At 55.5% G+C, this 24,206-nt stretch carries 23 protein-coding genes and 1 pseudogene; 17 read left to right on the plus strand and 7 right to left on the minus strand.

What is annotated here, in order from left to right; all coding sequences use genetic code 11:
* Window positions 1-36: 36 nt before the first annotated feature.
* The 4 genes from APU11_RS08125 to APU11_RS08140 all read right to left on the minus strand — a co-directional run bounded on the left by APU11_RS08125 (window position 37) and on the right by APU11_RS08140 (window position 5,493).
* Window positions 37-1,554: a carbohydrate porin gene (locus APU11_RS08125; RefSeq protein WP_058650748.1), complete on the minus strand. Its 1,518-nt coding sequence runs from the start codon at window positions 1,552-1,554 to the stop codon at window positions 37-39.
* A 169-nt stretch (window positions 1,555-1,723) separates the two neighbouring features.
* A complete protein-coding gene (locus tag APU11_RS08130) occupies window positions 1,724-2,617 on the minus strand; it encodes an aminoimidazole riboside kinase (RefSeq protein WP_058650749.1) in 894 nt (297 codons plus the stop codon).
* An 88-nt stretch (window positions 2,618-2,705) separates the two neighbouring features.
* Window positions 2,706-3,917, minus strand: a complete 1,212-nt coding sequence (locus APU11_RS08135) for a diguanylate phosphodiesterase (protein ID WP_058650751.1) — start codon at window positions 3,915-3,917, stop codon at window positions 2,706-2,708.
* A gap of 91 nt (window positions 3,918-4,008) precedes the next feature.
* A complete protein-coding gene (locus APU11_RS08140) occupies window positions 4,009-5,493 on the minus strand; it encodes an alpha/beta hydrolase (protein WP_038419493.1) in 1,485 nt (494 codons plus the stop codon).
* 296 nt (window positions 5,494-5,789) lie between these two features.
* Here APU11_RS08140 and APU11_RS08145 point away from each other — a divergent pair, with 296 nt between their 5' ends.
* From APU11_RS08145 to APU11_RS08185, 10 genes are all read left to right on the plus strand, one after another.
* Window positions 5,790-6,272: an Hcp family type VI secretion system effector gene (locus APU11_RS08145; protein WP_058650750.1), complete on the plus strand. Its 483-nt coding sequence runs from the start codon at window positions 5,790-5,792 to the stop codon at window positions 6,270-6,272.
* Window positions 6,273-6,274: 2 nt separating this feature from the next.
* Window positions 6,275-6,697, plus strand: a complete 423-nt coding sequence (locus tag APU11_RS26675) for a polymorphic toxin type 44 domain-containing protein (RefSeq protein ID WP_072200382.1) — start codon at window positions 6,275-6,277, stop codon at window positions 6,695-6,697.
* Window positions 6,675-7,097 carry a hypothetical protein gene (locus tag APU11_RS08150; protein WP_029883324.1) on the plus strand — a complete coding sequence of 141 codons (423 nt, stop codon included), beginning with the start codon at window positions 6,675-6,677 and terminating at the stop codon, window positions 7,095-7,097. Before APU11_RS26675 ends, APU11_RS08150 begins: the two co-directional genes overlap by 23 nt.
* Window positions 7,098-7,389: 292 nt before the next feature.
* On the plus strand, window positions 7,390-8,244 hold the full coding sequence (locus APU11_RS08155; protein ID WP_013096546.1) for a MurR/RpiR family transcriptional regulator: 855 nt from the start codon (window positions 7,390-7,392) through the stop codon (window positions 8,242-8,244).
* A gap of 12 nt (window positions 8,245-8,256) precedes the next feature.
* Entirely contained in the window at window positions 8,257-8,832 is a 576-nt protein-coding gene (gene ddpX, locus APU11_RS08160) for a D-alanyl-D-alanine dipeptidase (RefSeq protein WP_013096545.1), read from the plus strand.
* Window positions 8,833-8,847: 15 nt separating this feature from the next.
* Window positions 8,848-10,380: an ABC transporter substrate-binding protein gene (locus tag APU11_RS08165; protein WP_023619646.1), complete on the plus strand. Its 1,533-nt coding sequence runs from the start codon at window positions 8,848-8,850 to the stop codon at window positions 10,378-10,380.
* 22 nt (window positions 10,381-10,402) lie between these two features.
* The gene (locus APU11_RS08170; RefSeq protein WP_060578385.1) at window positions 10,403-11,425 is read left to right on the plus strand and encodes an ABC transporter permease; all 1,023 of its coding nucleotides are present in this window, start codon (window positions 10,403-10,405) and stop codon (window positions 11,423-11,425) included.
* Window positions 11,422-12,318 carry a D,D-dipeptide ABC transporter permease gene (gene ddpC / locus APU11_RS08175; protein WP_029883326.1) on the plus strand — a complete coding sequence of 299 codons (897 nt, stop codon included), beginning with the start codon at window positions 11,422-11,424 and terminating at the stop codon, window positions 12,316-12,318. Before APU11_RS08170 ends, ddpC begins: the two co-directional genes overlap by 4 nt.
* Entirely contained in the window at window positions 12,315-13,301 is a 987-nt protein-coding gene (locus tag APU11_RS08180) for an ABC transporter ATP-binding protein (RefSeq protein WP_020688688.1), read from the plus strand. Before ddpC ends, APU11_RS08180 begins: the two co-directional genes overlap by 4 nt.
* Entirely contained in the window at window positions 13,294-14,223 is a 930-nt protein-coding gene (locus APU11_RS08185; RefSeq protein ID WP_029883328.1) for an ABC transporter ATP-binding protein, read from the plus strand. The genes APU11_RS08180 and APU11_RS08185 overlap by 8 nt, the downstream gene beginning before the upstream one ends.
* On the opposite strand, the gene APU11_RS08190 is transcribed toward APU11_RS08185, so the two are convergent.
* On the minus strand, window positions 14,220-14,969 hold the full coding sequence (locus APU11_RS08190) for an SDR family oxidoreductase (protein ID WP_047351705.1): 750 nt from the start codon (window positions 14,967-14,969) through the stop codon (window positions 14,220-14,222). The two genes, APU11_RS08185 and APU11_RS08190, sit on opposite strands and share 4 nt — an antisense overlap.
* Window positions 14,970-15,103: 134 nt before the next feature.
* On the opposite strand from APU11_RS08190, the gene APU11_RS08195 reads away from it, so the two are divergent.
* A complete protein-coding gene (locus tag APU11_RS08195) occupies window positions 15,104-16,009 on the plus strand; it encodes a LysR family transcriptional regulator (protein ID WP_045903017.1) in 906 nt (301 codons plus the stop codon).
* 23 nt (window positions 16,010-16,032) lie between these two features.
* Here APU11_RS08195 and APU11_RS08200 read toward each other — a convergent pair whose 3' ends face one another.
* A complete protein-coding gene (locus tag APU11_RS08200) occupies window positions 16,033-16,461 on the minus strand; it encodes an OsmC family protein (protein ID WP_020690322.1) in 429 nt (142 codons plus the stop codon).
* 81 nt (window positions 16,462-16,542) lie between these two features.
* Window positions 16,543-17,436, minus strand: a pseudogene (locus APU11_RS08205) (LysR family transcriptional regulator).
* Window positions 17,437-17,547: 111 nt separating this feature from the next.
* On the opposite strand from APU11_RS08205, the gene APU11_RS08210 reads away from it, so the two are divergent.
* From APU11_RS08210 to adhP, 6 genes are all read left to right on the plus strand, one after another.
* Entirely contained in the window at window positions 17,548-18,399 is an 852-nt protein-coding gene (locus tag APU11_RS08210; RefSeq protein WP_047351703.1) for a Vmh family MBL fold metallo-hydrolase, read from the plus strand.
* 232 nt (window positions 18,400-18,631) lie between these two features.
* Window positions 18,632-18,847 carry a biofilm-dependent modulation protein gene (gene bdm, locus APU11_RS08215; protein WP_013096534.1) on the plus strand — a complete coding sequence of 72 codons (216 nt, stop codon included), beginning with the start codon at window positions 18,632-18,634 and terminating at the stop codon, window positions 18,845-18,847.
* A gap of 95 nt (window positions 18,848-18,942) precedes the next feature.
* Window positions 18,943-19,080, plus strand: coding sequence for a stationary-phase-induced ribosome-associated protein (sra, locus tag APU11_RS08220; RefSeq protein ID WP_013096533.1), 138 nt, complete (start codon window positions 18,943-18,945; stop codon window positions 19,078-19,080).
* Window positions 19,081-19,256: 176 nt separating this feature from the next.
* Window positions 19,257-20,954 (plus strand): NAD-dependent malic enzyme, encoded by a 1,698-nt coding sequence (locus tag APU11_RS08225; protein WP_060578386.1) that lies wholly within the window; start codon window positions 19,257-19,259, stop codon window positions 20,952-20,954.
* A 329-nt stretch (window positions 20,955-21,283) separates the two neighbouring features.
* Window positions 21,284-22,993, plus strand: a complete 1,710-nt coding sequence (locus tag APU11_RS08230; protein WP_047351702.1) for an ABC-F family ATP-binding cassette domain-containing protein — start codon at window positions 21,284-21,286, stop codon at window positions 22,991-22,993.
* Between the two features lie 195 nt (window positions 22,994-23,188).
* On the plus strand, window positions 23,189-24,199 hold the full coding sequence (adhP, locus tag APU11_RS08235) for an alcohol dehydrogenase AdhP (protein WP_013096530.1): 1,011 nt from the start codon (window positions 23,189-23,191) through the stop codon (window positions 24,197-24,199).
* Window positions 24,200-24,206: the final 7 nt, after the last annotated feature.

Here is a 24,206-nt window from a genome sequence, read left to right on the forward strand (position 1 = left end):
GTTTGATACGCTCCCGCCTGGCGGGAGCGTGAAGGGTTAAAACCAGGTTTCCATCTGGACCCCAAAGTTCCATTCCCCGCCAGCGTTAAAGCCGCTGCTGCCAAAGGCGTCATCGCTGGCGTAGTTATCCAGTTTGCTGCTCCAGTCCATCCAGGTGGCAAACAGGCGCAGTTCAGGACGGCTGAAGAAATCGCCAATTTTGCCCGCCTTTAAGGTCGGTGCGAAGGTCAGCTTGTAGAAGCTGCCGTTAACGGCGTTGCGATCTTTGTAGCCTTCCGGGTTCAAATCCATGTACTGATAGCTGCCCTCAAACGCCAGGGCGAAATTCTGCGTAACCTCTTTGATCAGGCGGGTATTGAGCGTAACCCACTCGTAACTGTCGCCTTTGACGTAGCGGTCTTTACTGCTCTGGGCCAGTACCGCAGGCGCGATATGCCAGCCACCGCCGAGCGGCGTGACACCGTAACTTGCGAAGCGCCAGGTATCGGCTTCTGACAGCAGCGCGCCATCAGAGCCGATGCTTTTAACTTCTGCCCCCAGGCCGTGACCATACAGCAGCGCCGTTTTCGCTGAGCCTTCCCGCAGTCCGTAGAAGCTGTCATTGTGCAGACCCACCAGGGCATGCACGCCGGTGTTCGCCGCATCGGTTTTAATCAGATCGCCATTGCTGTCCTTGCGTTCGTCGTTATCCTTCGCCCGCAGGCCGCTCACCATGAGCTGGAATGGCCCGGCAAAGTGATTCATGCTGAGGATATAGTTCTGAACGTTGTTGTCGATCTGCTCTTCGCTGCCGAAGTTGCGCCCGTAAATCGAGAAGTTGCTGCGCAGCGTATCATTCCATTTCACGTCATAGACACCGCCGCCGGTACCGGCGAGGAACACGACGTCAGAATCCAGCCAGTGAATATCAAAGTTATCGCGGTCAAAGCGTTTACCGGCCCAGAAGGTACTCCCTTTCAGCGCGCCAGTGAAATCAGGTAGATTGCCCAGCTCGGCAAAGGCCTGACGAATGTTAAGATCGCTGGTATCGGCTGACCAGTCGTTATAGGTCTTCTGCCCGTCGGCTAACATGGCCTTAAAGCGCGTGGTCGCCCCACTCTCCAGCGTCTGTTTGTGTTCCACATTTAGCTCAACGTAGGTATCCGCTTCGTTACCCAGACGACCGACCGCGCCCCCGGTTTCCCCGGCAGGCGTCAGATACGGACCGCTTTTGCTGCTGGACGCCGCATCATTCATCAGCAGACCTGAGCGGGCATAACCGTGAAATTCAAAGCCACTGCTCTGATCGGCTTTCTTTTCCAGCACCGTGGTACGCTGGGCCACCTCCTGGGTGGTGGTCTGCGTCTGCTGCTGGGCGGCAACCAGCTGCTGCGTTTTTTGTTCTGCTGCCGTCGCGCGTTTCTCCGCATTCTGGGCGCGTATTTCCGCATCCTGAAGACGCTGTTCCAGCGCCGCCAGGCGCGATTCAATGCTTGTCATATCGGTCTGGGCAAAAACAGAGGTACTACCGGCCAGCATGCCAATCATCACGGCAAGTCTGCGTTTTTTATACATTTTGTCGCATCCCTAAAAAAAGTGTTTTGATAATGCTAAATTGCTAAACCGGTTTAGGTTGCTGATACTAAACCCGTGAATTTTGGATCGGCAATACTTTTTGCTAAACCGTTTTAGTAAGTGTGATCGAGGCGACAATTCAGGCCGCCGGTCGGCGGCCAGGAAGGAATTACAGGTTGTGACGGTACGGCAGCGCGGTCATTGCCCCTTTGGCCGTCGTGGCCAGTGCACCACAGCGCTGGGCCAGTGCAAGGGTTGTTGCCAGATCCTGGCCTGACGAGGCCAGGCCGAACAGCAACCCTGCGACGAACGCATCGCCTGCGCCGGTGGTATCAACACACGCTACCGGTGTGGCCGGATAGTGTGTCGTGATGCCCTCATGCCAGGCCATTACCCCCTCTTTACCCAGCGTCACCAGCACCAGTCGGGCCGGACAATGGCGCATCAGCGCCGCCAGACCGGTTTCGATATGGGATTCGCCGGTCAAAAACGTCAGCTCTTCAACGGAGAGCTTCACCACGTCCGCGCGCTGTAGCGCCAGTTCGAGGCAACGGCGAAGATCGCCCTCATCCTGCCAGAGGTCGGGGCGAATGTTGGGGTCGAAGCTGACAAAACCACCGGCTTTTTTAATTGCATCCATCGCCTGAAAAGTGGCAGAGCGACTCGGCTCCGCGCTGAGCGCAATGGAGCAGACGTGCAGCCACTCTTTGGCCCTGAAAGGCGGCAGATCGGTGGAATCGAGAAACAGATCGGCGCTCGGCCGAACCATAAACGTAAACGAGCGTTCGCCCTGTTCGTCCAGATCAACCACCACCGTTGAGGTGCGGTGAGCCGGATCGAGGCGCATCCACTGCACATCAACCTGCTCATCCGCCAGCGTTTTCTGCATAAAGCGGCCAAACGGATCGTCGCCAACCCTGCCAATAAAGGCACTTTTTCCGCCCAGTCGGGCGATGCCGACCGCCACATTTGCCGGTGCACCGCCGGGACATTGCAGTAATTTGCCGTCCCCCTCTGGCAGTAAATCCACCACTGCATCACCGAGTACCCAGATTTTATCCATGTCATCCTCGCAGCTAAACTATGTTAAACCGTTTTAGCTATTTAAACACAGGCTGACCAAAGGGGAAATAATCAGGAAGGAAAAAGCGTTATCGTACCAGGTGTGGCCAGTGAATATCGCCCACCCCGTTAAGCTGCGGCCGGGCAAACAGAAACCCCTGGAAACGGCGAATACCTGCGGATTCCAGCCAGCACCACTCCTCCAGCTTCTCAATGCCTTCCGCCACCAGCGTGATCTCAAGGTCGGTGCAGCAGCTCACTATCGATCGGACAATCGCCTGTTTTGGGCCGCTGAGATGAATATTGCTGACAATTTCCCGATCGATCTTGATTTTATCCGGCTGGAAGCGGGTAAGCAGCGAAAGCCCCGCATACCCGGAGCCGAAATCATCGATCGCCAGGCCAATACCTTCACCCCGAAGCTGTTTGATCGCGCTGTTGAACTTGTTAAAGCCGGAAATCATCTCGTTTTCAGTTACTTCTATGACCACCTGCTCCGGCTGAAGCCCGTGTTGTCTGATTTGCTCCACCAGAAACTCGACCGCCCCGGGCACCTTGACCAGCGACATGGGGAGTAAATTCACCGCAATTTTATGGCTGCCGATACCCAGTTTCTCCGCAAGCGCAAAGGCATACGCTTTGGTTTGCAGATCCACTTCGTAGAGCTTGTCCTGATCGAGCGTTTTGAAGAAATGTTCCGGGCTCCCGCCATCGTTGCCACGAATAAGCGCTTCAAGTGAACTGATTTTCCCTTCCGAGGGCTCGACTATCGGCTGCAGCGCAAACTGACAGATTTGACCGGCAATCAACCCCATGGCCTCACCGAAGGGCGCTTTTTCACATGCGAGCGTCCATTTTCCCGCATCCACCGGGTTCCTCGTCTGGCCGGTATGTTTCCCGGTGATAAAGGTCTGAATGAATTTGAACACCCGATCATCGGATATGAGATAGCTTTCCAGCTGGCTGTAATGCAAAACCGACTCAAGCACCTCTTTTGGGGACTGGACCTGCAGGTCAAACAGCAGCATGCCGACATTGTCAAACCGTCTGCGGGGGCCGTAGTCCCGCATCAGTTCGACGACGCCACTGTGGCGCTCATCATCGCGAATTCTGTGGAACAACTTCACGACGCTCTCTTCCGCGCCCTCAAGGATTTGCAGGACGTCACAGCCGTTCGAGAGCAGGACACCCGTGATGTTCAGTTTGGCATTGCGGCTTCGTGCTCGTTCTACCAGCGCGCTTAATTCCGCGGACCGGCAGGATAAATGTAACTGGCTTCGATAAATCAGCGTGGTGAGCACAGGAATGGGTTCCAGAATAAGGGAGGCGCCGGGGAAGTTACTGTTTAACATACTTCACCAGCGCTACCTAATAAATTAACGGCTTAAGGGATCACCCTTTTTCCTCCGTCCCGATGCGGTTGTCGATCCGCATCTTCATGTAGTCGTAAAACGGATTTGAGGTCACCCGCATCAGGGCATCTTTACCCACGCTCAGTACGGAGGTCTCTCCCCACAACGCAATGGTGCCCAGGCTGATACCATAGCGGTTTTTCACGGCAGGATGCCGGCCATACAGATCGTCATCAGGCGGGAAAGGTACGGCGACATGCGAAAGCGAATAGACCTCCGGCGGATACTGCTGCGCCAGCGGCTCCACGGTCTCCTCTGTGCTGCCTGCGGGGATGTGCTTCGCGACCGTGGCGAAACGCTCCGCACTGGCGTTGGTAACAATCGTGACACTGTAACGTCTTTGCGCAGACGGCAACAACTCAGAGAGGGCCGTCCACGACGACGGCCGGAATAACGGGCGGAAACTCGCCGCCTGGTTGATATCAAACACCACCAGTTCACTGCCATTGGCCGGAAGCTGGTCGAATAACCCCGTGACAACCGCACGGGTACTGACGGTGGAATCCATCACCGACTGAAAGGCCAGTACCGGCGGCAACCGATCCAGCGTGTGGTTTTGTGCAGCGCGGCCAATCTGCTCCTGCAGCGCCTTCGTCAACAGCCACGACTGACGCGCCGCGTTTACCGGGAAAGAGTTGTATTTGTAAGGGTTATACTCCGGCGCGATATTCAGCCACGCCGCTTTCGCAAACGCCGGTAACAGTGCCGGTAAGCCTGCGAATCCGGCAAAGCGGGCAAACGCCGTGACGCCGATCATCGGTGACAACAACACCAGTTGCTGAGGTTTTCGCAGCGAAGGCGACTCCAGCGCGTCCAGGGTGTATTTCATCGCCAGCGCCCCGCCGTTGGAATAGCCCACCAGATGCAAAGGAACGTTATCCCCCGCCAGACGGGAGGCTTCGCGCACGGCAAGACGCGTCGCCGCCAGCCACATCTCCCAGTCAACATTTGTCAGCGCCCCTGGTGCCGTCCCGTGTCCGGGCAGACGCGGCACCACGGCCACAAATCCGCGCTGCTGATAATCAACGGCAAGGTGCTTAACGCTATAGGGCGAATCGGTGAGTCCGTGCAGTAAAACCACCGCACCACGCGGTTTACCGGCAGGCATCAGCACAAACGAGCGATTTGCATCCGGAGTAAATTTTCCGGGCCACACCAGGCTCTGACGGTAGTAGCGGTTTAAGGCGGTACGCTCCTCCCCCTTCGTTTTTGCCGTGACCGCGTTATCCAGGTCGGTGAAGATGGCCTTTTCCCGGTCGAGATAGTCAGCAAAGTTCGCCTTATCCAGCTCGCTTACGCTCATTTCATCCGCACGCCAGGTATGCCAGAGATGTAACGCCGGCCCCTGCTGCGAGAGATATACCCGCACTGCCAGCAGCACAACCACGATAATCCCTATGACCATCGCCACTTTCTTTGCGAGAGCCATCAGGCGCACGCTGACACGCCAGGGCAAATTCGCCATGCCGGGTTCCTTCTCTTAGTCACTGTGTTTGTATCTTATCAAAAATGTGAAGGGGCTGAGGTATTCACTGTATTTATTGCTAATGATTTTTTTCGCGCTTATCAGCGCTTGTGTAAGGTATGCCCATACGACATCCATTATTTCTTCATTCACCTGCTTCATAAATTAAATAAATGCCAATATTAAATACATCAACCTTGATTATCTTGGTTAACAATAAATAACACTAAACCGCATGCTAAAAGATGATATTTACGTATATTTATAATCTCTTTTTTGAAAATGGAGTTTTAACAATGGCTATACCGGCTTATTTATGGATACGAGATGATGGCAATACTGAAATAAAAGGAAGCGTAGATGTTCAGGATCGAGAAGGCAGCATTGAAATCACCGGTTTCACACACAGTCTGAGATTACCTACCGATGCACTTACCGGAAAAGTAATGGGCACTCGCCAACATGCCCCTTTGTTATTTCAGAAAGAAATTGACTCGTCCTCCCCTTACCTCATGAAGGCAGTAGCGACCGGACAAACACTTAAGACTGCGGAAATTAAGTGGTACAAGATAAACGATGCGGGGCAGGAAGTTGAATATTACAATATGACACTTGAAAACGTGAAAGTAGTCTCGGTTTCACCGCTAATGCACGACATAAAAGATCCCACCAAAGAAAAGCATAATCATCTGGAACTGGTTGAGTTACGGTACGATAAAATTACGTGGAAGTTTTGTGATGGAAATTTACAGTTTGCTGATAGTTGGGCGGAGCGTTAATTATGCGCTATCCAACGATACCCGTTCATCCAACACCGCCTGCGTATCCAACCTCCTTGCTGGTTCCCCCTGGCGCATCCATTGTTAACAACATGATGATAGCAAGATTCCATAAAGGCCCATCAGCACTGACTTACATCTGGTTCTATGGGATGGTAAGGCTACATGGACCGTGGGACTATAAATCACTATCAGGACGCCAGTATGCCGATTATGGTAATTTCAATTACGGTGCCGTCGGTACTGCGGCAGGCATTTCTGAACAAATATTGTTAAGAGGGGCTGGATGGGCGCAAAGTCGATCGGGTAACGGGGATCCACAGAAATTTGGCACCTGGTATGAATCAGCACCCTATGGAGATGATCCTGCGGATCAGGTCTGGATAAGAGCAGGTATTGATTATGCTAAAAGAACGGGGTTTTAAAAAACGGTACGCATTAGGCGTTATTCTTATCGTGATGATTTGGATTATATATATGATCCCCCGGTGGATATTTCCTGTGGAATATAGCATATATAAGAAAACAGCTTTAAATGAATCCGCAAATATTTATATTGTGCAAAGTGATGCTGGAGCGACTACAGCATTCGGTTACCATTATTACCTGATTGATAATAAAACGTCAGACAATGACTTTATATCTCATCTGGATGATTATACTCCCTTTCTGAAAACACGAGACGCAAACGCCTTACGTAAAGTCGATAATGGGCAGATTTATCTCAACATTACAGGCGATATATATTATTTTTCAAGTCCCGCGCAGTATCGTATTCAATCTAACCTATACCGCATAGGTATAAATCTCGTTGCCAGGCCATAGGGCAACCTGGCAAATCATTATCTCTGTTTCTCCACATCACAAACTTTCCTCACGGGCGACGGGCGATTCAGGATCGCAAATGCGCGCCCCTTCAAAGTTCTTGCTTACCGTCATACACACTGCACCAAAAGTGAACTACGCTGCACAAATGTTGATCATTGGTTAATCAAATATTGCATGAAATTTACAGCACAGCGGCTTTTCGCCGTCATGTGAACATGGCACGCGTCATGCATTGTTAACCAGGTAACATAATTCCGGCCATTGACAGCCGGTTAACAGCGAGGCGGTAATGACCACCAAACCTGAAATGCTGAACCGTATCGAAGCTACCTTCAGCCAGCTGACGCCCAGCGAAAAGCGTGTGGCAAGCTGGATGCTGGCGCACGCCGCGCTGATACCGTTTGAGACGGCAGAGAGCGTGGCGCTGACTACCGGCACCAGCGGAATCACCGTCGGGCGCTTCCTGCGCAAGCTGGGGTATCGCAACCTGGACGATGCCAAAAAAAGCCTGCGCGATCCTTATCAGCCCTGGGGAATGAACGAACGCCTGGACTCCTGGCAACAGCAGCGTCCGCTCTCGGATCGCCTCCAGCACTCCCTTTCGCTGGAGGTGGACGCAATCACCCATGTTTATCAGCTGGCACAAACCGATGTCTTTAAGCAAATCGTCCATCAGCTCACCCATGCTGAGGCGGTGTTTGTGCTGGGTATTCAGTCAACGCGCGGGATTGCCAACGCCTTCTTCAGCCACCTGGAATACCTGCGCCCGCGCGTGAGCTACTCCGAGGGGTTATCCGGCAGTTGGGTTGAATCGCTCAACTCCGGTTTTGACCACCCTTATGTGGTGCTGACCGATACCCGCGCCTATTCCGCCATTGCCCGGCAGTACTGTCGTGTCGCAAGTGAGAAAAGTATTCCGATGGCCCTGATCACCGATATCTGGTGTCCGTGGGCGCGGGATTACCCTATTGATTTATTGCAGGTTAAAACCGATACCGGCCACTTCTGGGATTCGCTGGCCCCTGTTAGCTGTCTTTTCAACCTGCTGCTGTCAGGCGTGGTCCAGGCGCTGGGTGATGCGCTTGCAGACCGTCTGACGATAAACCGTGAATTACAACAAGAGTTTGGACAATTCGAACGCTAAAGGAGCGGAGCTATGCCCGAAGAGAGTGAACTGATTGATGTCGCCAGAATGTTTCCTGAGTTGCATATCGATCTGAAATACGCCACCGCCGACAACCTGACTGGCCGTCCCATTTATCAGGAGGCGCTGTGTTTGCTGCATACCGATGCCGCCACCGCGCTGGCGAAATCGATTGGCATCGCCACGCTCGCCGGACTGAAACTGGTGGTCTACGACGCCTATCGCCCACAGCAGGCCCAGGCGCAGCTGTGGGATGCGTGCCCGAACCCGGAATATGTGGTGGATGTAGCCATTGGCTCCAATCACAGCCGCGGCACGGCCATCGACGTCACCCTGATGGATGAACATAACAACGTGCTGGATATGGGGGCCGGGTTTGATGAGATGGATGACCGTTCTCATCCGTATCATCCCTCTGTGCCGCCGCACGCCCAGCGCAACCGCCTGCTGCTTAACGCCATCATGTTTGGCGGCGGCTTTGTGGGGATCGGCAGCGAATGGTGGCACTTCGAGTTGCCAAACGCCGCCAGTTATCCCCTTCTTGACGATCGTTTCGCCTGTTTTCCGTTGACGCACACCCCTCTTTAAACCTGGAGCACTGCCATGAAAACAACGCTTCTCACGACGCTTATCGCCGCCACGCTGGCCCTGAGCATGCCTGCTGCGCAGGCCGCCGTTCCGAAAGACATGCTGGTGATAGGTAAAGCCGCCGACCCGCAAACCCTCGATCCGGCAATCACCATTGATAACAACGACTGGACCGTCACCTATCCGTCCTATCAGCGTCTGGTGAAGTACAAGCCTGGCACCACGGAGGTCGAAGGCGATCTGTCCACGGGCTGGAAGGCATCTGAGGATCAGAAAGAGTGGACCTTCACCCTGACGGACAACGCGAAATTCTCTGACGGCACGCCGGTCACCGCTGAAGCGGTAAAACTGTCGTTTGAGCGCCTGCTGAAGCTCAGCCAGGGGCCGTCTGAAGCGTTCCCGAAAGATCTCAAAATTGATGCCGTTGATGACCACACGGTGAAGTTCACCCTCAGCCAGCCGTTTGCTCCCTTCCTCTATACCCTGGCGAATGACGGTGCATCGATTATTAACCCGGCCGTACTGAAGGCCAATGCCGCCGATGACGCGCGAGCTTATCTGGCGCAGAATACCGCCGGTTCCGGGCCATTTATGCTGAAGAGCTGGCAAAAAGGTCAGCAGCTGGTGCTGGTGCCTAACCCGCACTGGGCGGGTGATAAGCCCCACTTTAAGCGCGTCTCGGTGAAAATTATCGGTGAAAGCGCGTCGCGTCGCCTGCAGCTTTCCCGTGGCGATCTGGATATTGCCGACTCCCTGCCTGTCGATCAGCTTTCTGCGCTCAAGCAGGAGGGCAAAGTCGCCGTGGCGGAGTATCCGTCCCTGCGCGTGACCTATCTCTATCTCAACAACAGCAAAGCGCCGCTGAATCAGGTGGATTTGCGCCGGGCCGTCTCCTGGGCAACCGATTATCAGGGAATGGTGAAAGGCATTCTCAGCGGTAACGGCAAGCAGATGCGCGGCCCGATCCCGGATGGCATGTGGGGCTTTGACGCCACCGCCATGCAGTACAGCTTTGACGAGGCCAAAGCGAAAGCGGCACTGGAGAAAGTCAAAGATAAACCGGCCAGCCTGACGTTCCTCTACTCGGACAACGACCCGAACTGGGAGCCTATCGCCCTCTCCACTCAGGCCAGCCTGGGCAAGCTCGGTATCAACGTCAAGCTGGAAAAACTGGCTAACGCCACCATGCGCGACCGCGTGGGTAAAGGCGATTATGACATTGCCATTGGCAACTGGAGCCCGGACTTTGCCGACCCGTACATGTTCATGAACTACTGGTTTGAGTCGGACAAAAAAGGTCTGCCGGGCAACCGCTCGTTCTATGAGAACAAAGAGGTCGATTCCCTGCTGCAGGCGGCGCTGAAAACCACGGACCAGGCGGAGCGCACCCGCGATTACCAGCAGGCGCAGAAGATTGTGATTGACGAAGCGGCCTACGTTTATCTGTTCCAGAAGAATTACCAGCTGGCAATGAACAAAGAGGTCAAAGGCTTCACCTTTAATCCAATGCTCGAGCAGGTGTTCAACATCGCCACCATGAGCAAGTAACGGTTTCGCCGGGGGAAAGTGTATGACGTTCTGGAGCATTGTGCGCCAGCGCTGCTGGGGGTTAATCCTGGTAGTAGCCGGTGTCTGTATCATCACCTTTATCATTTCACACCTGATCCCCGGCGATCCGGCCCGCCTGCTGGCCGGTGACCGTGCCAGCGACGAGATTGTGCAGAACATTCGTCAGCAACTGGGACTGGATCAGCCGCTCTATATCCAGTTTGGCCGCTATGTGGACGCCCTGGCGCACGGTGACTTAGGGACCTCTATCCGTACCGGGCGGCCGGTGGCGGAAGATTTAAAAGCCTTTTTCCCTGCCACGCTGGAGCTGGCGTTCTGTTCCCTGCTGCTGGCGCTGGTGATCGGCGTTCCGCTGGGGATTTTATCGGCGGTCTACCGTAACCGCTGGCTGGATCATCTGGTACGGCTGATGGCGATGACCGGGATCTCCACACCGGCCTTCTGGCTGGGTCTGGGCGTCATCGTCTTGTTCTACGGCCATCTGCAGCTTCTGCCCGGCGGCGGCAGGCTGGACGACTGGCTCGACCCGCCTGACCACGTGACGGGCTTTTATCTGCTGGATGCCCTGCTGGAGGGTAACGGCGAGGTCTTTTTCAACGCCCTGCAACACCTGATTTTACCGTCACTGACGCTGGCGTTTGTTCATCTTGGCATCGTGGCGCGTCAGGTACGTTCCGCCATGCTGGAGCAGCTCAGCGAAGATTACATTCGCACCGCCCGCGCCAGCGGCTTGCCGGGCTGGTATATCGTCCTGCGGTATGCCCTGCCGAATGCGATGATCCCGTCCATTACCGTACTCGGGCTGGCGCTGGGCGATCTGCTTTATGGTGCAGTACTGACCGAAACCGTCTTTGCCTTGCCAGGCATGGGCGCCTGGGTGGTGACCTCCATTCAGGCGCTGGATTTCCCTGCCGTCATGGGCTTCGCCGTGGTGGTTTCACTGGCCTATGTGGTCGTCAATCTGGTGGTTGATCTGCTCTATCTGTGGATTGACCCTCGTATCGGGCGCGGAGGTGCCGAATGATGTTGACTGAGGAAACGCCCGTCCCCGTAAACACAACGAAACCGGGCATCGACTGGGCAAGGCTGTTCTGGATGCTGCGTCAAAGCCCGCTCACGCTGATCGGCGGGGTGATTATGCTGGTGATGCTGTTGCTGATGGTAACTTCACCGTGGATCGTCCCCCATGATCCGAACGCGCTGGATCTCACTGCCCGGTTGCAGGCCCCGTCTGCGCAACACTGGTTTGGTACCGATGAAGTCGGACGCGATCTGTTCAGCCGCGTGCTGGTCGGTAGCCAGCAATCCATTACCGCCGGGCTGGCGGTGGTGGTGATTGCCGGGAGTATCGGCTCGCTGCTGGGCTGTTTGTCCGGCGTGCTGGGCGGGCGCGGCGATGCCATCATTATGCGGGTGATGGACATTATGCTCTCCATTCCCTCCCTGGTACTGACCATGGCGCTGGCGGCGGCGCTTGGGCCGAGTCTGTTTAACGCCATGCTGGCGATTGCGATTGTGCGTATCCCGTTTTACGTTCGCCTGGCGCGCGGGCAAACCCTGGTGGTGCGCCAGTTTACCTATGTGCAGGCCGCCCGTACATTTGGCGCGTCGCGCTGGCATTTGATCAGCTGGCACATTCTGCGTAACGCCCTGCCACCGCTGATCGTGCAGGCCTCACTGGATATTGGCAGCGCCATTCTGATGGCCGCCACGCTGGGCTTTATCGGCCTTGGGGCACAGCAGCCCACCGCCGAATGGGGAGCGATGGTGGCCGTGGGCCGCAACTATGTGCTCGACCAGTGGTGGTACTGCGCCTTTCCTGGTGCGGCAATTCTGATCACTGCCGTCGGGTTTAATCTGTTTGGTGACGGCATTCGCGACCTGCTGGATCCGAAATCGGGAGGAAAACAGGCATGAGCGAAGCAGTATTAACCATTGAAGATTTACACCTGAGCTTCCCGATATTTCGCGGTGAAGTTCACGCCCTGAACCACGTATCGCTGGAGATCAAACGCGGCGAGATTGTTGGCGTAGTGGGCGAATCCGGCTCCGGGAAATCGGTAACGGCGATGCTGACCATGCGTCTGCTGCCGGAGGGCAGTTACCGGATCCATCGCGGGCAGGTAAAACTGTTGGGTGAAGATGTCCTGAATGCATCCGAGAAACAGCTCCGCCAGTGGCGCGGTGCCAAAGTGGCGATGATTTTTCAGGAGCCGATGACAGCGCTGAACCCAACGCGACGAATTGGCAAACAGATGGTGGAGGTGATCCGCCAGCATCAGCCCCTTTCACGGCGTGATGCCGGGAAAAAAGCGATCACCCTGCTGGAAGAGATGCAGATCCCGGATGCGGCGGAGGTCATGGAACGTTATCCGTTCGAGCTGTCCGGCGGCATGCGCCAGCGGGTGATGATTGCGCTGGCCTTCTCCTGCGAGCCTGAACTGATTATTGCCGATGAGCCGACCACCGCACTGGACGTCACCGTCCAGCTACAGGTACTGCGATTGCTGAAGCATAAAGCGCGGGCCAGCGGAACCTCGGTACTGTTTATCAGTCACGATATGGCGGTGGTTTCACAGCTCTGCGATCGGATGTATGTCATGTACGCCGGGAGCGTGATTGAAAGCGGCACCACGCAAACGCTGATCCACCATCCCGTTCATCCCTATTCCATCGGCCTGCTGCAGTGTGCGCCTGAAAACGGCGAGCCGCGCGAGATGCTGCCTGCCATCCCCGGTACGGTGCCCAATCTTAGCCAGCTTCCGCGCGGGTGTGCTTTTCGGGAGCGCTGTTTTGCTGCGGGCGTAAAATGCACTGAAACGCCGCGCTTACTGCCTCAGGGGGCCGAAGGCCAACGGGCGGCCTGCTGGTATCCGCAACAGGAGAAAACCCATGTCTGACGTACTGCTGGAACTGGATCGCGTGCACGTTAACTTTCCCGCACGCAAAAACTGGCTGGGGCGGGTCACGGAACAGGTGCATGCTCTTAACGGGCTGGATCTTCAGATCCATCGCGGCGAAACGCTGGGGATTGTTGGCGAATCCGGCTGTGGTAAAAGCACGCTGGCGCAGCTTTTAATGGGGATGCTCAAACCCAGTGCCGGCCTGTGTGCACGGACAAACCACGCGGGCGGTATGCAGATGGTGTTCCAGGATCCGCTCTCGTCGCTTGACCCGCGCCTGCCGGTCTGGCGCATTATCACCGAGCCGGTGTGGGTGCAAAAACGCAGCAGCGAACGGGAAAGACGTCAGCTTGCTGAAAACCTGGCGCAGCAGGTCGGTATCCGCCCGGAATATCTCGACCGCCTGCCGCACGCCTTTTCCGGCGGGCAGCGCCAGCGTATTGCTATCGCCCGCGCTCTTTCCTCTGACCCGGACATCATCGTGCTGGATGAGCCCACCAGCGCGCTGGATATTTCCGTACAGGCGCAGATCCTCAATTTACTGGTGAAGCTACAGCAGGAACGCAACCTGACCTATGTGCTGATATCCCATAACGTCTCGGTTGTCAGGCACATGAGCGATCGCGTGGCGGTGATGTATCTGGGACAGATTGTCGAACTGGGCACGGCGGCACAGGTGCTGGTTACGCCGCGTCATCCCTACACCAGGCTGCTGCTCGATTCCGTTCCCAGAACCGGTGAGCCGCTGGATGAAAACCTGGCGCTGCGTAAAACGGATCTCCCGGGGAACCGCCATCTGCCCGAGGGGTGCTATTTCCGCGACCGTTGTCCGCAGGCCACGCAGGGGTGTGAACGCCCGCAGCCGCTACAGCCTTCACACGAGGGCCGTAGCGTGCGCTGCTGGCGTAATGTGGATTAAATTTGCGCCATCCCACCATCAACAAACAGCTCGGTGGCGTTAATAAAGCTGGCCGCGTCAGAGGCCAGAAACGCCACCACTTTCCCCACCTCGCCCGGCGCACCTAAACGTCCTAACGGAACCTGTGCAGCCAGCGCATCGTACAGCCCCTGACGATGTTCTTCTGGCACCAGTTCGCCAAGTCCCGGGGTTTTGACGGGGCCAGGACTGACCACGTTGATACGGATCCCACGGCCCTGCAGATCCAGCGCCCAGGAGCGGGCAAAGTTGCGCACGGCGGCTTTGCTGGCGCTGTAGACGCTAAAGTTTGCCGTTCCCTTTATCGACACCGTTGAACCGGTCAGAATAATGGACGACCCGGCAGATAACAGCGGCAGCGCTTTTTGTACTGTAAACAGCACTCCGCGCACGTTTGTGCCGAAAATACGGTCAAACTGCTCCTCGGTGATTGCTCCCAGCGGCAGCATATCTCCGCCACCCGCATTGGCGAACAAAATATCGAGACGCCCTTCTTCTTTTGCTATCTGCGCATAGACTCGATCCAGATCGGCGAGTTGTGAGACGTCGGCACGAATACCCACCGCACGGGAATCAATTTGTGCGACGGCGGCATCCAGCTCGGCCTGTCGACGACCGGTGATATAGACTTTGGCGCCCTGAGCCGCCAGCTCCTGCGCCGTGGCAAGACCAATACCGGTGCTGCCGCCAGTGACCAGTGCGATTTTTTTGAAGAGCGTTGTGTTCATGTCATTTACCTTTTGTTGGGTTTGCGTTGCGCGTTTTTGCTTGCGCTGGAGACACATTAGCCCTTGCCGGATTAGTGAAAAACCAGCAAAAATGAAAATGACTATTCACAAACAGAAATAATCGAGAGAAAAAGATGGACCAGCTCATGGCGATGCGCGCCTTCACGCGGGTTGTGGAAACCGGTAGCTTTACCCGAGCGGCTGATTCGCTAAACATGCCCATCGCCACACTGAGCAAGCTTGTGAAAGCGCTTGAGGCGCATCTTGAAATACGGCTGCTGCACCGTACCACCCGCCGGGTGGTCACGACGCCGGAAGGCGCGGAGTATTATGAAAAAGCGCTCAGGGTGCTCATTGATATCGAAGATATCGATACCTCGTTTCGCGTCTCTCACGCCACACCGAAAGGACATCTGCGGGTGGATATTGGCGGTTCGACTGCCCGCGACGTGCTCATCCCCCTGCTCCCGGATTTCATGCAGCGCTACCCGGATATTCGCATCGATCTTGGCGTGGCGGATCGTCCTGTTGATTTGATCAGCGGCAACGTGGATTGTGTGATCAGAGGCGGTCCGCTGAACGATTCCACCCTTATCGCCCGTCATCTGGGCGACGCCGACATGGTGACCTGCGCAACGCCGGGCTATCTGAAAAAGCACGGCGTTCCGGCTTATCCGCAAGAGTTGCGCAACGGACATAAACTTATAAGCTATCTCTCCCCGGTCACCGGGCGACCCTTTCCGTTTCGCTTCAGGAAAGGCGGCGAGGTGCAGGAGATCGGCATTTCGCACTATCTCGGCGTTAATGAAAGCAATGCGCACCTGGCAGCGGCGGTGGCAGGATTGGGCATCATTCAGACGTTTACATATTCAGCAAAGACATATCTTCAGGCGGGTACGTTACAAGAAATTTTAAGCGACTGGCACCCGGCGGCGTATCCGTTTCACGTGGTTTACCCGCAAAACCGGCATCTGACGCATCGCCTTAAGGCGTTTATTGCATGGCTGGCAGCGGTTTTTCCTGCTGCGCTGAAGGGATAGCCGGGCCTTCGCCCGGCTCAGGCTTAGTTAAGTTTATAGTCCAGCGTGATTTCCGCTTTCAGTACCTGCGACACCGGGCATCCTGCTTTCGCTTTCTGGATGATGCCGTCGAATTTCTGCGGATCGATACCCGGTACGGTGACCTTGCTGTTTAGCGCAATTTTGCTGATTGCGAAACCGCCATCGGTTTTATCCAGCGAGACATCCGCTGTGGTATCGATGGAATCTGCGGTATAGCCCGCTTCACCAATCATCAGCGACAGCGCCATTGAGAAACAGGCGGCGTGGGCTGCGCCAATCAACTCTTCCGGGTTAGTACCTTTAGCGCCTTCGAAGCGGGTGTTAAAGCCGTAAGGTTGTTGATTCAGGACGCCACTTTCCGTTGAGACCGTCCCTTTGCCATTTTTGATATCACCAGACCAGTGTGCCGAACCGTGCTTATGAATCGTCATTCTTGCTCTCCTTTTGGCTTACAAAGGGATAAGTATAGACGATGGTTTCGGCACACCCTGGAACACAGATAATTCTGTAACCTATTCCCGCTGCGCGTCGCCTGACAGATGGTGCGCTATCTCATCAAGAAACACGCGCAACGCCGCGGGCTGATACTCCCGGGACTGATAAATACCGTGAATGGCTAACGCTTTGGGCGTCAGGCTGCTCAGCACCGGGACCAGCGTGCCCTGTTCAATCGCGGCATGTGCTTCCTGCTCCGGTAGCATGGCAATGCCGCAATGCTTCACCGCCGCCTCCATCAACAATGACGAGATGCTGGCGCTGAGGTTGCCGCTCACGGCGACGCTGACGTTTTCCCCTTCCGGCGTCAGGAAGTGCCACGCCTGACCGGCGAAAAAGCTGTAATGAAGACAGTTGTGCTGCGCTAACTCCTCCACCTGCCCTGGCGTGCCGTGGGTTGCAAGATACTGCGGCGACGCGCACAGCACGGAACGGCACTCCCCGAGCCTGCGGGCGATCATCCCGGGCTCTGGGTTATCCGTAATGCGGATCGCCACATCAATGCGTTCCCCTACCAGGCTCACCGGATGGTTGTTCACATCCAGCTCAATGCGCAGCTGCGGGTAGCGCGAAAGCAAGCCGGGCAGCACCGGGGCAATCAGATGCATGGCGGTAAAATGGGCGCAGGCCACCCGTAGCGTGCCTGAAGGGAGATCTTTCTCCGACTGGCCCTCAATTTCCTGCGACAGCTGGGACAGCGTTCGCGTTTTTAGCAGCACCTTCTATCCGGCCGCCGTCAGCGTCAGCTTGCGCGTCGAGCGGTTTACCAGCCGCGTACCGGCCCACTTCTCCATTTGCTCAAGATAGCGGCTCACCATCGGACGGGAGATCCCCAACGCCCGGGCTGCTGCACTCAGGCTTCCCAGCTCGCATATCCGGTTATAGACCTGAGCGGCAATAACGCGATCCATATCACACCCCATTTGCTCGATTTATGAAACAAAGCATGTCTTGTTTCAGGAATTCTGGCAAATACGAATATCCGTACAATAAAGACTTTCCTGAACAACAGAGACATCAGAATGAAATTCACTCACCTTGCACTGCTTTCCACGCTTATCACGCCCGCGGTGTTTGCTGCGCCATTAACCATTGATACCTATAACCCGCAGGACAAAGGGATGTTTGCGGTCTCCTCCACGCTGGTCTCTGGTCCAAAAGAGGCCGTGCTGTTTGACGCCCAGTTCAGCGTCAAAGATGGCGAAGCGCTGGTCGACAAAATTCGCAAAAGCGGGAAAACCCTGAACAAAATCGTCATTACCTCTGGCGATCCTGATTTCTATTTTGGACTGCAACCGCTGGTGAAAGCCTTCCCGAATGCCAAAGTGGTGGCCACACAGCAGGTGGTTGACCATATCAAGGCCACCAAAGACGCCAAGCTTGCCTTCTGGGGGCCGCAGATGAAAGACGGTGCACCAACCGAACTTATCGTTCCGCAGGTACTGGCATCCACTACCTTCATGGTGGACGGCGAGAAGATTGATATCGAGCAGCCAGAAAGCTACGCCGCCTATGTCTGGATCCCTTCGGCTAAAACTATCCTCGGTGGTACCGGTGTCGCCTGGGGTATCCACGTCTGGACGGCAGACACCCAGACGCCAGCCAGCCGCAAGGAGTGGCAACAGACGCTGGAAAGCATGGCGGCACATAAGCCTGAACGCGTGATCCCAGGTCACTATCTGGGAACACCACCGGCAGGGAGCGGTGCTCTCGACTTTACCCGTGATTATCTCCAGCGCTTCGAACAGGCGTTGTCAGAACATAAAACATCGACAGGCGTGATCAGCGCCATGAAAAAACAGTATCCGGGTCTGGCTGAAGAGAGCTCGCTGGAATTAAGCGCCAAAGTGAATACCGGCGAAATGAAGTGGTAATGTAAAATCTGCTCCTGCTATATTTCTGTGATAGCAGGAGCACCTGCAAAATATCCTCGCGGTAAAACCTCAATATATCCTCCCATTCTAAAAGCGCATAAAAGCATGCACTTATGTCATTTTTATTTCTAAGATGAATCTTAGACACAGCGGCCAAAATATTTGCCATTCTGTTTGTGAATTAAATTTTTTGCGAGCCGTACCATTAAACAGACAACGACACGGAGGCAGCATGTTTACTTATTACCCGGCCAATACTGCAGCAGCACAACCTGAACTCGTTAACGCGATTGCACAGGGTCTTCACGCCGAGCATGGTGCTGTGACTGAAGATGACATTTTGATGGAACTGACCAAGTGGGTGGAATCCACAGACAATGACATCCTCAGTGACATCTACCAGCAGACCATTAACTACGTCGTCAGCGGGCAAAACGCACCTTTGTAAAAACCTGCTATGCTGGATCTGCAACCTAAGGGGTTACATTTCGTTTGCGTAAGCGAACTGGTCCTTAAAACTATCAACAGGATTGAGGAGTTAACATGAAATCGAACCGTCAGGCACGCCATATACTGGGACTGAACTACAAGCTTTCTAACCAACGTAAAGTGGTGATTGAAGGCGACAGTGAAACACAGGTCACTCACGCCACCGGCAGAAAACGCCACGCGGGCAAGTAAGTCCCCAGGAGAGATCCTCAACACCATCGGCAAAACCGATGGTGTTTTTGTTTATGTGTTGCGGTAATTAATATTTAGCTCCTTTATAATACCGCCTGACCGCACCCCATCGCACAGGCCAGAAAGATGACAAACAGCAGTGTCAGGGACGGATCTTCAAAAAAAGAGTGAGTGACATGGACAACAAACTGAAAAAACATCGTTCCCTATATATCCCTTATGCCGGCCCGGTATTACTCGAATTCCCCCTGCTCAACAAAGGTAGCGCCTTCAGCATGGAAGAGCGCAGCAGCTTCAACCTGCTCGGTTTGCTGCCAGAAGTGGTGGAAACCATTGAAGAACAGGCAGAACGCGCGTGGATCCAGTATCAGGGTTTCAAAACCGAAATCGACAAACATATTTACCTGCGCAACATTCAGGACACCAACGAAACCCTCTTCTATCGTCTGGTACAAAATCATCTCGAAGAGATGATGCCGGTGATCTACACCCCAACGGTGGGTGCCGCCTGTGAACGCTTCTCAGAGATCTACCGTCGCTCCCGTGGCGTCTTTATCTCTTATCAGAACCGCCACAACATGGACGATATTCTGCAGAACGTGCCGAACCACAATATCAAAGTGATCGTGGTGACCGATGGCGAACGTATTCTGGGTCTCGGTGACCAGGGTATTGGCGGCATGGGGATCCCAATCGGTAAGCTCTCTCTGTATACCGCCTGCGGCGGCATCAGCCCGGCGTATACCCTGCCGGTGGTGCTGGATGTGGGCACCAACAACCAGCAGTTGCTTAACGACCCGCTGTATATGGGCTGGCGTCATCCGCGTATTACCGACGACGAGTATTATCAGTTTGTTGATGATTTCATCCAGGCGGTCAAGCACCGCTGGCCGGACGTGCTGCTGCAGTTTGAAGACTTCGCGCAGAAAAACGCGATGCCGTTGCTGAACCGCTATCGCGATGAGATCTGCTCTTTTAACGATGATATTCAGGGCACCGCCGCGGTCACCGTTGGCACGCTGATTGCCGCCAGTCGCGCGGCAGGCAGCCAACTGAGCTATCAGAAAATTGTCTTCCTGGGCGCAGGCTCTGCGGGTTGTGGTATCGCCGAGCAGATTATCGCCCAGACGCAGCGTGAAGGGCTAAGCGAAGAACTGGCGCGCTCCCGCGTGTTCATGGTCGACCGTTTCGGCCTGCTGACCGACGGCATGTCAAACCTGCTGCCGTTCCAGACCAAGCTGGTGCAGAAACGTGAGAACCTGAAGAACTGGGACACCGACAACGAAGTGCTCTCTCTGCTGGACGTAGTGCGCAACGTGAAGCCGGATATCCTGATTGGCGTCTCCGGTCAGACGGGGCTGTTCACCGAAGAGATCATTCGTGAGATGCACAAGCACTGCGAACGCCCTATCGTGATGCCGCTCTCCAACCCGACCTCGCGTGTGGAAGCAACGCCGCAGGACATCATTGCCTGGACCGAAGGGAACGCGCTGGTCGCAACCGGCAGCCCGTTCGATCCGGTGGTGTGGAAGGACAAAACCTATCCTATTGCCCAGTGCAACAACTCCTATATTTTCCCGGGCATTGGTCTGGGTGTGATCGCCTCCGGCGCGTCGCGCATTACCGATGAGATGCTGATGTCGGCAAGCGAAACCCTGGCGGGCCACTCGCCGCTGGTGAACGATGGCGAAGGACTGGTGCTGCCAGAGCTGAAAGACATTCACAAGGTGTCGCGTGCTATCGCGTTCGCGGTCGGGAAAATGGCCCAGCAGCAGGGTGTGGCAGTGAAAACCTCTGCTGACGCGCTGCAGCAGGCCATCGACGACAACTTCTGGATGCCGGAATACCGTAGCTACCGTCGTACTTCGATCTAACACTGTGTTCCTACCGTTCTCTCTCCCACAGGGAGAGGGAATTACATTCCTCCCCCCTAGCCAAACCGCCTTTCCCCCGCTACACTCCTTTCATCCATTAACCCACTGAATATATATAAGGAGGCCAATTATGCTGTACTGTGAAATTTTCAATTTTTCACATGCATTTGGTGATCGCACCAGCTCAAGCGTTATCGGTATCGTGCTGCGATAACTTCTGCTTGAGCGAAGACACCAACCCCTGAAATCCCTTCTCTCGGGCTTACTGAGTTATCGTCAGCGATGTTTGACGAGGCATAAACATGCCTGTAACTCTTGGGTAAGCAACAATGAGCACTTTACTCACTGCACAATCTTTACGCGTTGATACGGCGTTTGGCACGCTCTTCGACTCCCTCTCCTTTACGCTGAAAAAAGGCGACCGCATTGGCCTGCTGGGCGATAACGGCTGCGGCAAAAGTACGCTGCTGAAGGTGCTGGACGGCACAGACTCTCCTGCTGCCGGAAGCGTCGCGCTGGCCGGACACTGTCTGATGGCACGCGTTGAGCAACATCTGCCAGAAGCCATTTATCCCCTGACCATGCTGGACGCCGTACTGGCGCAACTGCCCACGACTGAGCGCGAGAGCCTGCGCTGGAAAGCAGAAACGCTGCTGGCGGGTATGGGCTTTACGCCGCAGGACATGGCCTTAACGTCGGCGACGCTGAGCGGCGGGCAACACACGCGTCTCCTGCTCGCGCGGGCGTTGATCGGCGATCCGGATCTGTTACTGCTGGACGAGCCGAGCAACCACCTCGATTTGCCTACCATGCTCTGGCTGGAGCAGTTTTTACAGAACTGGTCCGGCAGCTTTGTACTGGTCTCGCACGACAGGCAGTTGCTGGATGCCGTCACCAACGGCAGCTGGATCCTGCGCGATAAGATGTTGCACTACTTCGCCCTTCCCTGCACCGCCGCGCGCCAGGCGCTGGTGGCGAAAGACGAAAGCGATGCGCTTCGGCATAAGGCGGAGCAAAAGGAGATCGACCGCGTAACCGCCAGTGCCAGACGGCTGGCCACCTGGGGCAAGGTCTACGATAACGAAGATCTGGCCCGCAAAGCCAAACAGATGGAAAAACAGGTCGAGCGGCTAAAGGAGAGCCAGACAGAGCTCACGGCAGGCAGTCCGTGGACGTTAACCCTGCGTGGTGATGCCCTGCGGGCGGACCGACTGCTGGAGATGGAAAACCTCGGCGTACCGCCTGCACCTGGGTTGCCCGATCTATTTCACGTCGACATTGCGCGGCTTAAAAGTGGCGATCGCGTGGCTATCGTCGGGCGTAACGGCTGCGGCAAATCATCGCTGATGAAGCTCATCTGGCGGCATTTCTCAGGTGAACCGTCAGAGGCTGGGCTGAAACTCCATCCTCGCGTGTCGCCAGGCTATTACGACCAGACGCTGAATCAGCTTCCGGATGAGGCAACGATCTTCGACGCGCTGGAGCCTTTTGCGCCAGCGCCACAGGATCGCAAGATGGCGCTTATCAGTGCCGGGTTCCCGTGGGCGCGTCACGGGCAAAAGGTCAGCACCCTCAGCGGCGGGGAACGTTCGCGCCTGCTGTTTGTCGGCCTGACGCTTGCCCGTTATAGCCTGCTGATGCTGGATGAGCCTACCAACCATCTGGACATGGAAGGCAAAGAGGCGCTGGCCGCTACCCTGCAACAGTTTGACGGCGGAGTGCTGCTGGTAAGCCATGACCGGCAGCTGATCGCCCAAAGCTGCAATCGCTTCTGGCTGATTGAGGACGGTTTGCTGAGCGAATGGCATGACGCCGAAGCGGTGTTCGAACGGCTGCGTGAACGCACAAGCCTGATGGCGTCGTCGGCGTCACCCGCAGTCGCGGATGTTAAAGCGCAAGCCTCGGACGATCTGCTTGAAAGGCTGATCGCGCTGGAAACGCTACTGGCAGAAGACCTGGCGCGTAAGCCTAAGCATCAGAAACCACATCTGCAGGCGCAATGGCGCAAAGAGATTGAGGTGATAGAAGCAAAACTGTAGATCTGTGCCCGGCGAGCTTCTCGCCGGGCCAGTGAATTCCCCCCTAATTATTAGAGGATCGCTGTATTCTTAATCTGAAATCGCATCAATTGGTGACATTATGTTGCCGCCGCCTTGCATAACGCCTCTAAACTATTAATCCTTAAGTAGTATTCCCCTGCGATACACATACCCATCAAAAACAAGGAGAAACCTATGAAGGCTGCTGTTGTTACACAGGATCATCAGGTCAATGTTACCGAAAAAACCTTACGCCCACTGAAGCACGGCGAAGCCCTGCTCAAAATGGAGTGCTGTGGCGTTTGCCATACTGACCTCCACGTCAAAAATGGCGATTTCGGTGATAAAACCGGTGTGATCCTGGGCCACGAAGGGATTGGGATCGTGAAAGAAGTTGGGCCTGGCGTGACGTCACTGAAAGTCGGCGACCGTGCAAGCGTCGCGTGGTTCTTTGAGGGCTGCGGCCACTGTGAATACTGTAATACCGGCAACGAAACCCTGTGCCGCGATGTGAAAAACGCCGGTTATTCCGTTGATGGCGGCATGGCTGAAGAGTGCATTGTCACCGCGGATTACGCGGTAAAAGTGCCTGACGGGCTGGATTCCGCTGCGGCCAGCAGCATAACCTGTGCCGGCGTCACCACTTACAAAGCGGTAAAAGTCTCCCATATCAAGCCGGGCCAGTGGATTGCGATCTACGGCCTGGGCGGACTGGGTAACCTCGCGCTGCAGTATGCGAAAAACGTCTTCAACGCCAAAGTCATCGCCCTTGACGTTAACGACGAACAGCTGAAGCTGGCTGCAAGCATGGGGGCGGATTTAACCATCAACTCCCGCAGCGAAGATGCCGCTAAAATCGTGCAGGAAAAAACCGGCGGCGCGCATGCGGCTGTGGTAACCGCGGTCGCGAAAGCAGCGTTTAACTCGGCGGTGGACGCGGTGCGTGCCGGTGGTCGCGTGGTGGCCGTTGGCCTGCCGCCGGAAGCCATGAGCCTTGATATCCCCCGTCTGGTGCTGGACGGTATCCAGGTGGTCGGCTCGCTGGTTGGTACCCGTCAGGATCTGCAGGAAGCATTCCAGTTCGCTGCCGAAGGCAAAGTGGTGCCAAAAGTGACGATGCGCCCGCTGGAAGATATCAACGCCATCTTCAAAGAGATGGAACAGGGCCAGATCCGCGGCCGTATGGTGATTGATTTACGCTCGTAACGGTCCG

The organism is Enterobacter sp. 50793107, from assembly GCF_001463365.1.
Classification (GTDB): domain Bacteria; phylum Pseudomonadota; class Gammaproteobacteria; order Enterobacterales; family Enterobacteriaceae; genus Enterobacter; species Enterobacter cloacae.